Source organism: Mycolicibacterium cosmeticum (assembly GCF_000613185.1).
Classification (GTDB): domain Bacteria; phylum Actinomycetota; class Actinomycetes; order Mycobacteriales; family Mycobacteriaceae; genus Mycobacterium; species Mycobacterium cosmeticum.
Genome location: NZ_CCBB010000003.1, coordinates 968,533 through 980,667 on the forward strand (window position 1 = coordinate 968,533; position 12,135 = coordinate 980,667).

At 69.1% G+C, this 12,135-nt stretch carries 8 protein-coding genes; 2 read left to right on the top strand and 6 right to left on the bottom strand.

Going from position 1 to position 12,135, the window contains the following annotated elements:
• The first annotated feature begins 34 nt into the window (after positions 1 to 34).
• On the top strand, positions 35 to 1,144 hold the full coding sequence (locus BN977_RS23810) for a fatty acid desaturase family protein (protein ID WP_051561856.1): 1,110 nt from the start codon (positions 35 to 37) through the stop codon (positions 1,142 to 1,144).
• On the opposite strand, the gene nei2 is transcribed toward BN977_RS23810, so the two are convergent.
• The 5 genes from nei2 to BN977_RS23835 are packed head-to-tail and all read right to left on the bottom strand — an operon-like array spanning position 1,145 to position 8,522.
• Positions 1,145 to 1,900 carry an endonuclease VIII Nei2 gene (gene nei2 / locus BN977_RS23815; RefSeq protein WP_036402012.1) on the bottom strand — a complete coding sequence of 252 codons (756 nt, stop codon included), beginning with the start codon at positions 1,898 to 1,900 and terminating at the stop codon, positions 1,145 to 1,147.
• A 7-nt stretch (positions 1,901 to 1,907) separates the two neighbouring features.
• Positions 1,908 to 2,390: a DUF2834 domain-containing protein gene (locus BN977_RS23820; protein ID WP_036402014.1), complete on the bottom strand. Its 483-nt coding sequence runs from the start codon at positions 2,388 to 2,390 to the stop codon at positions 1,908 to 1,910.
• Positions 2,391 to 2,447: 57 nt separating this feature from the next.
• Positions 2,448 to 6,971 carry an ATP-dependent helicase gene (locus BN977_RS23825; protein WP_036402017.1) on the bottom strand — a complete coding sequence of 1,508 codons (4,524 nt, stop codon included), beginning with the start codon at positions 6,969 to 6,971 and terminating at the stop codon, positions 2,448 to 2,450.
• A 56-nt stretch (positions 6,972 to 7,027) separates the two neighbouring features.
• Positions 7,028 to 7,678, bottom strand: a complete 651-nt coding sequence (locus BN977_RS23830; RefSeq protein ID WP_024453787.1) for a TetR/AcrR family transcriptional regulator — start codon at positions 7,676 to 7,678, stop codon at positions 7,028 to 7,030.
• A 46-nt stretch (positions 7,679 to 7,724) separates the two neighbouring features.
• A complete protein-coding gene (locus BN977_RS23835) occupies positions 7,725 to 8,522 on the bottom strand; it encodes an SDR family oxidoreductase (protein ID WP_036402020.1) in 798 nt (265 codons plus the stop codon).
• Between the two features lie 269 nt (positions 8,523 to 8,791).
• Here BN977_RS23835 and BN977_RS23840 point away from each other — a divergent pair, with 269 nt between their 5' ends.
• Positions 8,792 to 10,123 carry an HNH endonuclease signature motif containing protein gene (locus tag BN977_RS23840; protein ID WP_036402023.1) on the top strand — a complete coding sequence of 444 codons (1,332 nt, stop codon included), beginning with the start codon at positions 8,792 to 8,794 and terminating at the stop codon, positions 10,121 to 10,123.
• A gap of 65 nt (positions 10,124 to 10,188) precedes the next feature.
• Here the strand turns inward: BN977_RS23840 and htpG are convergent, their stop codons facing one another.
• A complete protein-coding gene (gene htpG / locus BN977_RS23845) occupies positions 10,189 to 12,111 on the bottom strand; it encodes a molecular chaperone HtpG (protein ID WP_036402026.1) in 1,923 nt (640 codons plus the stop codon).
• Between the last annotated feature and the right edge of the window lie 24 nt (positions 12,112 to 12,135).

The following is a 12,135-nucleotide window of genomic DNA, read 5'->3' on the forward strand; positions in this document are numbered from 1 at the left end:
AGAACCTGTTGACCCCGGACCCGAAAGGCAAGTCATGACCACACTCGAATTGCCCCGTACCTCCACCACGCCGGCCCCGGCGCCCACCGCCGCGACCTCGGCGAAATACACCCTCACCCCCGAACAGTTCGAGGCGTTCGGCGCCGAACTGGACGCCATCCGCGAGCGCCAGCTCGCCGATCTCGGCGAACGCGACGCCGCCTACATCCGCACGATCATCAAATGGCAGCGCAGCCTGGAGGTCGGTGGGCGCGCCCTGCTCTTCCTGCCGCCGGCCTGGCCGATCGGAACCGTGCTGCTGGGCCTGTCGAAGATCCTGGACAACATGGAGATCGGGCACAACGTCATGCACGGCCAGTATGACTGGATGGGCGATCCGGCGTTGCGCGGCCAGAACTTCGAGTGGGACTCGGCCTGCCCGTCCAATCAGTGGCGGCACTCGCACAACTACATGCACCACACCTACACCAACATCGTCGACCTGGACCGCGACATCGGCTACGGCGTGCTGCGGATGAGCAAAGACCAGCGGTGGCATCCGTATTACCTGGGCAACCCGCTCTACGCGTTCCTGCTGATGGTGTTCTTCCAGTACGGTGTCGCGCTGCACGAGCTGGAGACCGAGCGCATCCGCGCCGGCGAGATCAAGCTGCGGGACAAGAAGGACATGCTCACCGAGATGTGGGCCAAGGTCAAGAAGCAGACCATCAAGGACTACGTCGCCTTCCCGCTGCTGGCCGGCCCGTTCGCGCCGTTTGTGTTCGCGGGCAACATGACCGCCAACCTGATGCGCAACGTGTGGTCCTACACCATCATCTTCTGCGGGCACTTCCCCGAGGGCACCCACGAGTTCACCGTGGAAGAGACCCGCGACGAGAGCCGCGGCCAGTGGTACTACCGCCAGCTGCTGGGCTCGGCGAACCTGAGTGGTGGCAAGTGGTTCCACATCTTCAGCGGCAACCTGTCGTTCCAGATCGAACACCACCTGTTCCCGGACATCCCCGCGCACCGGTACGCCGAGATCTCCGGCGAGGTCAAGGAGATCTGTGGGCGCTACGGCCTGCCGTACAACAGCGGACCGCTGCACACCCAGTTCTTCTCGGTGGTCAAGAAGATCTGCCGGCTGGCCCTGCCCTGGACGTGATTACGCAACTTGGCAATTCGGGCACCAGTAGCTGATCCGGTCGCCGCTGTCGTCCACCTCGATGGTGGTACCGCAGCGGCGACACGGTTCGCCGGCCCGGCCGTACACCCACAGCTGCCGGCCGCGTCGGGTGTCGCCGGTGGTGCAGCGGTTCCAGCGGGACCGGTTGAGCCACAACATGTCCCGGGCGCGCTGCACCAACCGCAGGGGGTCTTCGACGCTGTCCACCCGGGCGGTGGGCCTGCGGCCGAAGACGAAGCACAGCTCGTTGGCGTACACATTGCCCACCCCGGCCATCACCCGCTGGTCCAGCAGGGCCGGTGCCAGCGGCCGGCCGGGATCGGCGGCCAGGTTGGCCGCGGCCAGCCGCGGATCCCAGTCCGGGCCGAGCAGGTCCGGGCCGAGGTGGGCGACCACCTCCTGATCGTGGGCACGCTCCAGGACCGCCAGGATGCCCAGATCGATCCCGCTGGCCCGAGTGTCTGCGGTGCCGAGGATGGCGCGGATGCGGTGCGGTGCCACCCCGGCGGGGCCGATGCGCCAGCTGCCCTCCATCTTCAGGTGCGAGTGGATGCTGGCATCACCGACCCGGATGAACAGGTGCTTGCCGCGGCTGAGCACCTCGTCGACCACCCGGCCGGACAGGTCCACCGTGGCGTACCTTGGCACCCGGATATCGCAGCGCGTCAACGTCTTTCCCGCGAGTGCCTGCCTCAGCAGGGCAGCGGTGTGAAAGACGGTGTCACCTTCGGGCATACCCCCATTACACCGCAACCTCGGTGCGGGCCTTCTGATGGCGGTGTTGACGGTCCAGCACGGCGAAGTAGAACGCGTAGGCGAACGCGCAACTGGTGAACAGGCTGGAGACGAAGAACAGCCAGGGCCGCCTGATCCCGCGCCGGTATCCGTCGACGATGGTGAACAGCGGCAGCAGGATGACGTTGATGATGGTGTAGTCCTGGCTGGCCGAGCTCGCCGCGGGGTTGGTGTAGCCGAGCGCGATGAACTGTTGCCAGCTGCCCGGGCCCCAGATCGGGTTGCTCGACGGGGTGGCGTACTCGGCGACGAAGCGGGCGTTGAAGTAGTAACCCAGGACGGTGGCGGCGATGCCGACGACGTAGAACGTCGCCTCCAGCACCGATACCTGCGGCCCAACGGCCGGGCGCGCGAAGATGTCGCGGTTGGCGCTGACGATCCACGCGATGACGGCGAATCCGAGGATCAGGTGAACGGCGAGCGAGACCATGCCGTCAGTATGCCGCGCGCGGCGCCAAGTTTTGTCAAATTTGACATTGCGGGCGAGTCAGCGCAACCGCAGGCCGCGCGGCGTCCTGGCGAAACCGGCCTCGGTCAGCGCCTCCTGCGCAGCCTCGCGAGCCTCGTCGGCCGCCGGGTCGAGCACCGACACCCCGTTGATCCGCTCCACCACCAACGACGGCACGCGGTGTTCGTGCACCAGCCCGGCCAGCGCACCGGCCGCCGCCTGCTGCGCGCCCGGTTCGGCGCCGAAGTTCAGCAGCGAGCGCCCGCCGCGCTCCAGGAACCACACCAGCCGGCCGTCCACCAGCACCACCAGCGCACCGGCCTTGCGGCCCGGGCGGAAATCGCCGCACGCCGGCCACGGCAGCGCGGCGCCGTAGGGGTTGGCCGGGTCCGTCGCCGCCAGCACGACGGGGTGCCACTCGGGCCGCTCCGGGTCCACCTCGTCCAGATAACTGCGCAGCCGGTCCACGGTCGAGGCGGCGGCGAACTGCGCGCCACCCAGCGACTCGATGAAATAGCCGCGCTGGCACCGCCCCGCGTCCTCGAAGGCGGTGAGCACCTTGTACAGCATGGCGAATCCGCCGGGGAAGCCCTCGGTGGCGCCGCGGGTCAGCACGCCGTGCCGGTTGAGCAGCAACTCGGCCTGGAAGTGGCTGCGCACGGTGGAATCCAGCTCCGGTGCCGGCAGGGCCGACCAGCGGCCGGACACCTTCGGATCGGCGCGGGGCGTGGGGTGCGCGACGCGGTAGCGGCTCAGCCGGGGCGGGCTCCTGCGTTGCCGGTGCGCGGGAGCCCGCCGTGACCCGTGCAGTACCGCACGCACCGGGGCGAAGGTGTCGCCGGTGACCCAGCCGGCCCAGATCAGCTCCCACAGCGCGTCGGTGAAGGTGCCGTCCTTGCCGGGCTCGGCCAACTGCCGGAAGAAGTAGGCGCCGCCTGCCGACAGGGTGTCCAGGATGCCGCGATGCACATCGGTGAACTCGATCTCGGCCGGTGCGGCCAGCGTCAGCGGCGCCGACTCGGCGAGGTGGAATGCCACCCACCCGTCCGCGGCGCCGATCTGCCCGGCGCCGGACCAGGTGACCTCACCGGAGGCCAGCAATTCGTCGAGCATGGCGGGCTGGTAGTCGGCCACCCGCTGGGGCAGAACCAGCGATTCGACCGCCGAGGCGGGCAGCGCCACCCCGGCCAGCTGGTCGATGACCGCGGCCAGCCCGTCGACGCCGCGGTTGTGTGCGCCCCCGCGCCGATTCCCGTCGCTTCGCTCGCCCCCGACATGCTGCCAGGCGGGCAGGAAACGGCCGTAGGCCGCCGGGCTGACCGGTTCCACCGCGGCCCGCAGCGCGGCCAGCGAGCGACGCCGCAGGATCTTCAGAACCGTTGCGTCACACCACTGTTCCCGCGTAGCGGAGACCGCCGCCGACGGGGCATCGCTGAACTCGCCGCGCACCAGCTTGCCGTCGGCGGCCAACCGGCCCAGCACGTCGGCGGTGACCCGCAACCCCAGACCGAACCGGGCCGCCGCCTCGTCGGTGCTGAACGGCCCGCGGGTGCGGGCGTAGCGGCCGAGCAGCTCACCCAGCGGGTCGTCCGCGCTCTCCAGGAACGTCAACGGGATCCCGACCGGCACCGCCACCCCGACCCCGTCGCGCAACAACCCGATGTCCTCGATGGACGCCCACCAGGTCTTCCCGGCGAACGACACCGTCAGCGCCCGGCGTGCGGTGCGCAGCCCCTCCAGCCAGCCACCGATGTCGTCGGCCGCGCACCGGGCGTTGAGCTCCTCCTCGGTCAGCGGGCCGAGCAGGCGCAACAGGTCGGCGATGCCCTCGGCATCGCGGGCGTGCCGGTCGGGGTCGAGGTGCTGCAGCTGCCGGGTGGTGGCCGCGGTCACCTCGGGGTCGAGCAGGTCGCGCAGTTCCACCCGGCCCAGCAGTTCGGCCAGCAGCACGCTGTCCAGGGACAGGGCCGCGGCCCGGCGCTCGGCCAGCGGGCTGTCGCCTTCGTACATGAAGGCACCCACGTAACCGAACAGCACCGACGCGGCGAACGGTGAGGGTGTGGTGGTTTCCACGTCCACCAACCGCACCCGGCGTTGGGCGATCCGATTCATCAGATCGGTCAACGCCGGCACGTCATAGACGTCCTGCAGGCATTCCCGCACCGTCTCCAGCACGATGGGGAAGTCCGGGTACTTGCGCGCGATATCGAGCAGTTGCGCGGCGCGTTGGCGTTGATGCCACAGCGGTGAACGCTTGCCGGGATGGCGCCGCGGCAGCAGCAGCGCCCGCGCCGCGCACTCGCGGAAGCGGGACGCGAACAGCGCCGACCCGCCCACCTCGGCGGTGACGATCGGCTCGATCTCGTCGGCGTCGAACACGAAAATGTCCGGCCCCGGCGGCTTTTCGTCGGTGTCGGGCAGTCGCACGATGATGCCGTCGTCGGAGGCGGTGGGTTTCTCGTCGATCCCGTACCGCTCGTGCAGCCGGCGCGACACCGCCAGCGCCAGGGGGCCGTGTACCCGCAGCCCGTACGGGGAGTGCAGGATGATCCGCCAGTCACCCAGTTCGTCGTGGAAGCGCTCCACCACCAGGGTGGCATCGGTGGGCACCACGCCGGTGGCCTGGCGCTGCTCGTCGAGCAGCTGCCACAGGTTGTCGGTGGCGAAGTCGTCGAAACCCGTTTCCCGGCAGCGCACCTCGAAGTCGTCGCGGCCCAGGGCGGCCAGCTCGCCGGTGAACCTGCCCACCGCAGCACCCAGTTCGGCGGGGCGGCCCACGCTGTCACCGCGCCAGAACGGCAGCCGGGCGGGTTGCCCGGGCGCGGGCAGCACCATCACCCGGTCATGGGTGATCTCGGTGATCCGCCAGCTGGTCGCGCCCAGCGAGATCACATCACCGGGACGGGACTCGTAGACCATTTCCTCGTCGAGTTCGCCCACCCGAGAGGGCTTTTCGGTGGCCAGGTAAACGGTGAACATGCCGCGGTCGGGTATCGACCCACCGGAGGTGACGGCCAGTCGCTGCGCACCGGGCCGCGCGGCGAGGCTGCCGTGATCCCGGTCGTACACCAGGCGGGGGCGCAGCTCGGCGAATTCGGTGGACGGGTACTTGCCGGACAGCAGGTCCAGCGTGGCCTCGAACGCGCTGCGCGGCAGCGTCGCGAACGGCGCGCTGCGCCGGACGGTGTCGAACCAGGCGTCGGCGTCCAGCGGCTCCAGCGCGGCCGCGGCCACCGTGTGTTGGGCCAGGATGTCGAGCGGATTGGCCGGCACCGCCATGGTTTCGATCTCGCCGGCCTGCATGCGGCGCACCGTGACCGCGCAGTCGATCAGGTCGGTGCGATGGTTGGGGAACAGCACGCCCTGCGAGATCTCGCCGACCTGGTGGCCGGCCCGTCCGATGCGCTGCAGCCCGCTGGCCACCGACGGCGGCGCCGACACCTGGATCACCAGGTCGACCGCGCCCATGTCGATACCCAACTCCAGGCTGGAGGTGGCCACGACGGCCCGCAGGCGCCCGCTCTTGAGGTCGTCCTCCACCGCGGCCCGCTGTTCCTTGCTCACCGAGCCGTGGTGCGCGCGGGCGAGCAGGTTGGGCGCGCCGTGGCTCTGGCCGCTGGCCATCAGCTGGGCGGGCGCCCCACCGCCCACCCTCGGATTGTGGGCCTCGGGTAGCTCGATGCCGTTGCGCTCGGCGTGAATCTCGTTGAGCCGTGAGGTCAGTCGCTCGGCCAGCCGCCGGGAGTTGGCGAACACGATCGAGGATCGATGCGCCTCGATCAGGTCGACGATGCGTTCCTCGACATCCGGCCAGATCGAGTTGTCGGCCAGATTGGCCATATCAGGCACCGGTACCTGGACCTTGAGGTCGAAGGTCTTGTCGGCGGGCGGCGCGACGATGGTGGCCGGGGCGCACCCGGCCAAGAACCGCGCCACCTCCTCTGGTGGGCGTACCGTCGCCGAGAGTCCGATGCGCTGTGCGGGCGTGTCCAGCAGGGCGTCCAGCCGTTCCAGCGAAAGTGCCAGGTGCGCGCCGCGTTTGGTGCCGGCGACGGCGTGCACCTCGTCGACGATCACGGTGTGCACGGTGGCCAGCGTGTCGCGGGCCGACGATGTCAGCATCAAGAACAGCGACTCGGGGGTGGTGATCAGCACGTCGGGGGGTTTGGTGATCAGCGCGCGGCGCTGCTGGGGCGTGGTGTCCCCGGACCGCACGCCGACGGTGATGTCGGGGGCCGGCTGACCGAGGCGTTCGGCCACCCGCGCGATCCCGGTGAGCGGGGTGCGCAGGTTGCGCTCGACGTCGACGGCCAGCGCCTTGAGCGGTGACACGTAGAGCACCTTGGTGCCGTGACCGGGCACACCGCGGGCCAGCCCGTCGATGGCCCACAGGAACGCCGCCAGCGTCTTACCCGATCCGGTGGGCGCGATGACCAGGGTGTGCTTGCCGTCGGCGATGGCCGACCAGGCCTGCGCCTGCGCGGCGGTGGGCGCGGGGAAGGTGCCCGTGAACCACTGCCGGGTGAGCTCGCTGAACCGGCCGAGTGGATCGGGTGTGGCCATTCGTCCATAGTGCCGGGTGGGTCCGACAAGTCGGCGATTCGCATCGAATGCGCTCGTCAGCGGGCGTCGGGTGCCACGGCGACGGCCAGCGCGGCGGGGATGCCGGGCACCCGGCCGATGGCGTCGAGCAGGGCGTGCGCGCAGGTGTCGGCGACGAACTCGCCGTCCAGCGTCGGGTCGAGCACCCGCTGGCGGCAGAACTCGAAGGTGAATGCCAGCCAGCCGTACACCGTGACCCGCAGATCGCGGGCCAGTTCGGGGGTGGGCGCATCGCCGCCCGCGTCGGTGACGGCGGCGATGATGCGGTCGGCCTGACGGTCGTTGTCCAGTTCGTCGATGCCGCGCAGCACCGGGTCGGCCCGGCCCATCCCCATATAGGCCGCCCAGGCGCCGTGCGGATGCTCCTCGTCGTAACGCAGGTAGGCCAGCACCCCGGCGCGCAGCTGGTCGAACAGGCTCTGCCCGGGTTCGGGCGCCTTGTTGGTGGCCTCGAACAGGCGCTCACCTTCATTGCGGACCACCGCGGCGAAGAAGGCACGTTTGTCCGGGAAATAGTGGTACATCAGCGCGCGGGAGATCCCGGCCCGTTCGGCGATCTCGTCGATGCGGACCTCGTCGTAGGGCCGCTGCCCGAACACCTCGGCGCCGAGGGCCAGCAGCTCGGTCCGCCGGTCGTCGGGGGACAGGCGTCGCCGGGAGGCACCCATGCGGGAATCGTAATGGGCATGTGTCCAACAGTGACGCGCGCCCGCGTCACCCACCCAGCGTGCGCTGATACCGGCGCATCCCGGCGATCCAGCGCTCGTAGTCGGCGCCCTTGCCGCGGTACATGTCCAGCACCGCCGGGTGCGGCAGCACCAGGAACCGGTCGTCGCGCACCCCGGACAGCGTTGCGGCGGCCACCTGCTCGGCGGTCAGCACCTCACCTGCGGTGGTGACCGCGGCACCGGCGACCCGGGTGGCCGCATCGGCGGAGTCGGTGATGCCCTCGAGCAGCGGCGTGGCGACGCCCATCGGGCACACACAGGTGACACCGATCCCGTTGTCGCCGTAGGTGATCGCCAACCACTCGGCGAAGCCGACGGCGGCGTGTTTGGTCACGGCGTATCCGGCCGCACCGACCTGGGTGAGCAGGCCGGCGGCCGAGGCGATGCTGACGAAATGGCCGCTGCCGCGCTGCACCCACTCGGGGACGAGGGCGTCGGCGGCGCGGATGTGCGCGCGCAGGTTCACCGCCAGGATGCGGTCCCAGTCGCTTTCGCTGCCCAGGCCGGGCGCGCCGATGACACCGGCGTTGGCGACGTAGATGTCGACGGGCCCGAAGGACGCGCGCGCGGTGTCGATCAGCGTGGCGACACCCTCGACCGACGCGGCGTCGCCGCGCACGCCCACGGCCCGGTCGCCGATCCCGTCGGCGGTCGCCGCGGCGGCGTCACCGTCGAGGTCGCCGGCCACCACCGATGCCCCGGCCCCGGCGAACGCCTGGGCCAGCGCCCGCCCGATACCCGATCCCGCCCCGGTGATGACGGCCACGCTGCCCTCGATCCGCATGGGATCTGTCTACCGTACGAACGGGTGTTCAGGTGCACCCGGTTCTGAGCCGGACAGGCGTGCGGCAGCGCCCTTGCGCCCGATCCCCGATAGGCGTACGGTAGAACATACGTTCGAAACATGGTCTCCCGTGATCGCCACTCACGGGCTTTGCCGCGACTGACGGTCGCCGAGGGTACGACGGTCCTTTTCGAGGATTGTTCGAACCAATGTGCCTAGCTGATACCTGAAATGTCCCCTTGTCTATAGGTATTCGAAAGGTTCCCGGCATGGACGCTGCCGATGTCGACGCTTTTGTGGATGCGTTGATCAACGATCTCGCGATGACCCCCACCCCGGACGACGAGGCTGAGCGCACGTTGTTCCATCTATTGCACCGTCCCCGGCGGGTGGTTGATGACAAGTCACTACTGACGGTGTTGGCGGCAGCGGTCGCCGCCCGGAACCTGCTCGACCATGTCATCTCGTCCGCCACCGCAGCGGCCGAGCGGCTCCGAATCCCGGCGCGACGGCACCTGCATTCGGCGACTGATCTGCTGACCGCCCTCGGCGTGGCCCCCGCCGCGGCAGCTCGGGCGGTCCGAGTGGGGCGCGCGGCGCACACCCTGCCCGCACTCACCGCCGCCCAGCGCCTCGGCGGGATCGGTATCGAGTTCGCCGACGCCGTGGGGCGCGGGATCGTCCACATCGACAAGCGGACCCCGCTGTCGGAGGAGGATCGTGCGGGGGTTGTGCGGAAGCTGATGGTTCAGGCCACCCCCGCAGACGTGGCGAAGAAGGCCCGTGCCATCGCCATCGATCGGGCCGCGGCACTTCCCGCCGAGCAGTGCACGGTACCGGTCGCTGAGAACGCCGACCTCAACGAGATGACGTTGGCGCACAACGACGACGGCCGGTTGAGCGCCACACTCGACCTCGACATCCTCACGGGCGAGGAACTGCGCGCCGCGCTGGATCCGCTGTGCCGGCCGGTGCCGCTGCCGGACGGATCCCCGGATCCCCGCCCGGTGGATAGGCGGCGCGCCGACGCATTCGGGCAGCTGCTGCGCACCTACCTGTCGCACTCGGCGCGCCCGATGTCCGGTGGCGTACTGCCGCACGTCACCCTGATCCGTTCCGCCCCCTCGCAGCCGGCGACATCGCGGGGTGACCGGGTGGACGACCTCGGATTCGGTGGCCCGGTCAGCCCCGTGACCGCGGAGCTGATTTCCTGCGACTGCACCCGGACGTCGGTGACCGTCGACGGCGCCGGTGTGCCGCTGGACGTGGGGCGCAGTGAGCGGCTGTTCACTCCCGCGCTTCGCAAAGGGCTGGCCGTCCGCGATGGTGGTTGCGCGTTCCCCGGCTGCGGACGACCGGTGTCGTGGTGCGACGCCCACCACATCACGCCGTGGGCGCTCGGCGGGATCACCAGCCTCGACAACGGCGTGCTGTTCTGTCGTCGGCACCACACCGTGATCCACCACAGCGACTGGCAGGTGTACCTGGGCTCGGACCGTCACCCCTGGTTCATCCCACCCCGTGAAGCGGCCGGTCCCGAACCGGCGCATCTGCGCTCACACGCACGGCGGACCATGACCGACCTGCCGGCCGCCGCATAACCGTCGGACGCACCTTGACAACTCCACAGTGACCCCGCGTCGGCGGCGAGTGACGAGATGGTCGGCTAGAGAGTCTTGGCCAACCGGTCGGCGAGGATGCTCGCAAAGCGTGCCGGATCGTCGAGTGAACCACCCTCGGCGAGAAGTGCGGTGCCGTAGAGCAACTCGGCGGCATCGGTGAGCCCTTCGGCGGAATCCGCGAGCGCCTGGCGCATTCCCGTGACCAGTGGATGGTCGGGGTTGAGCTCCAGGATGCGCTTGCCGACGGGCACGTCCTGTCCCGACGCGCGGTACATGCGTGCCAACTGCGGGGTGATGCCGAAGGTGTCGGTGATCAGGCAGGCCGGCGATGATGTCAGCCGCGTCGACAGCCGCACCTCCTTGACGTGCTCGTCGAGCGTCTGTTGTAGCCACGCCAGCAGATCGGCGAAGTCCGGCCGGTCGGAGTCCGAAGCCGAGTCGTCCTTGGCGCCCAGGTCGACTTCACCCTTGGCCACCGACTGCAGCTTCTTGCCTTCGAACTCGGGGACCGTCTCGACCCACACCTCGTCGACCGGGTCGGTGAGCAACAGCACCTCGTAGCCCTTGGCCTTGAACGCCTCCAGATGCGGTGAGCGCTCCAGCAATTGGCGGGATTCACCGGTCGCGTAGAAGATCTGCTCCTGGTCTTCCTTCATCCGCCCGACGTAGCCGGCCAGGGTGGTCGGAACGTCCTCGGAGAACGTCGAGGCGAACGACGACAACGCCAGCACGGTGTCGCGGTTGTCGGCGTCGGAGAGCAGGCCCTCCTTGAAGGCGCGGCCGAACTGCGTCCAGAAGGTCGCGTAGTCGTCGGGACGGTTGATCTGCAGGTCCTTGATCGCCGCCAGCACCTTCTTGGTGAGGCTGCGCCGGATCACCTTGATCTGGCGGTCTTGCTGCAGGATCTCGCGGGACACGTTGAGCGACATGTCCTGCGCGTCCACGACACCCTTGACGAACCTCAGGTATTCGGGCATCAGTTCGTCACAGTCGCCCATGATGAACACGCGCTTGACGTAGAGCTGTACACCGGTACGCCCGTCACGGTTGAACAGATCGAACGGCGCTTGCGAGGGGATGAACAGCAGCGCCTGGTATTCGAAGGTGCCCTCGGCCTTCATCGTGATGACATCGAGCGGCTCATCCCAGGCGTGTGCGATGTGCCGGTAGAACTCCTGGTACTCCTCGTCGGAAACCTCGCTCTTGGGCCTGGCCCACAGCGCGGTGCGGGAGTTGATGGTCTCGGTCTCGACCGTGACGGTCGGTTCGGCGGCGTCCTCGGCGGCGTCCTCTGCGGCGGGGACCGTCTTCTCGACCTCCATCCGGATCGGCCAGGAGATGAAGTCGGAGTACTTCTTGACCAGCTGCCGGATCTTCCACGGTGCGGTGTAGTCGTGCAACTCGTCGTCGGCGTCCTCCGGCTTGAGATGCAAGGTCACCGACGTGCCCTGCGGGGCGTCGTCGACGGTGGCGATGGTGTAGGTGCCGTCGCCGCTGGACTCCCAACGGGTGGCGGTGGTTTCGCCGGCTTTCCTGGTCAGCAGCACCACGGAGTCGGCCACCATGAATGTCGAGTAGAACCCGATGCCGAACTGGCCGATGAGGTCGGTCGCCTCACCGGCCTGCTGGGCCTCGCTCAGCTTGCGGCGCAGCTCGCCGGTGCCGGACTTGGCCAGCGTGCCGATCAGGTCGACCACCTCGTCCCGGGACATGCCGATACCGTTGTCGCGGATGGTCAGCGTCCGGGTCGAGGCATCGGGATCGATATCGATGTGCAGATCCGACGTGTCGACGTCCAGATCCTTGTCCTGGTAGGCCGCCAGTCGCAGCTTGTCCAGCGCGTCGGAGGCGTTGGAGATCAGCTCCCGCAGGAACGAGTCCTTGTTGGAGTAGATGGAGTGCACCATCAACTGCAGCAGCTGACGTGCCTCGGCCTGGAATTCTCTGTGTTCGACCTGCTCGCTCACATCGCGGATTTTACAAACCGCAAC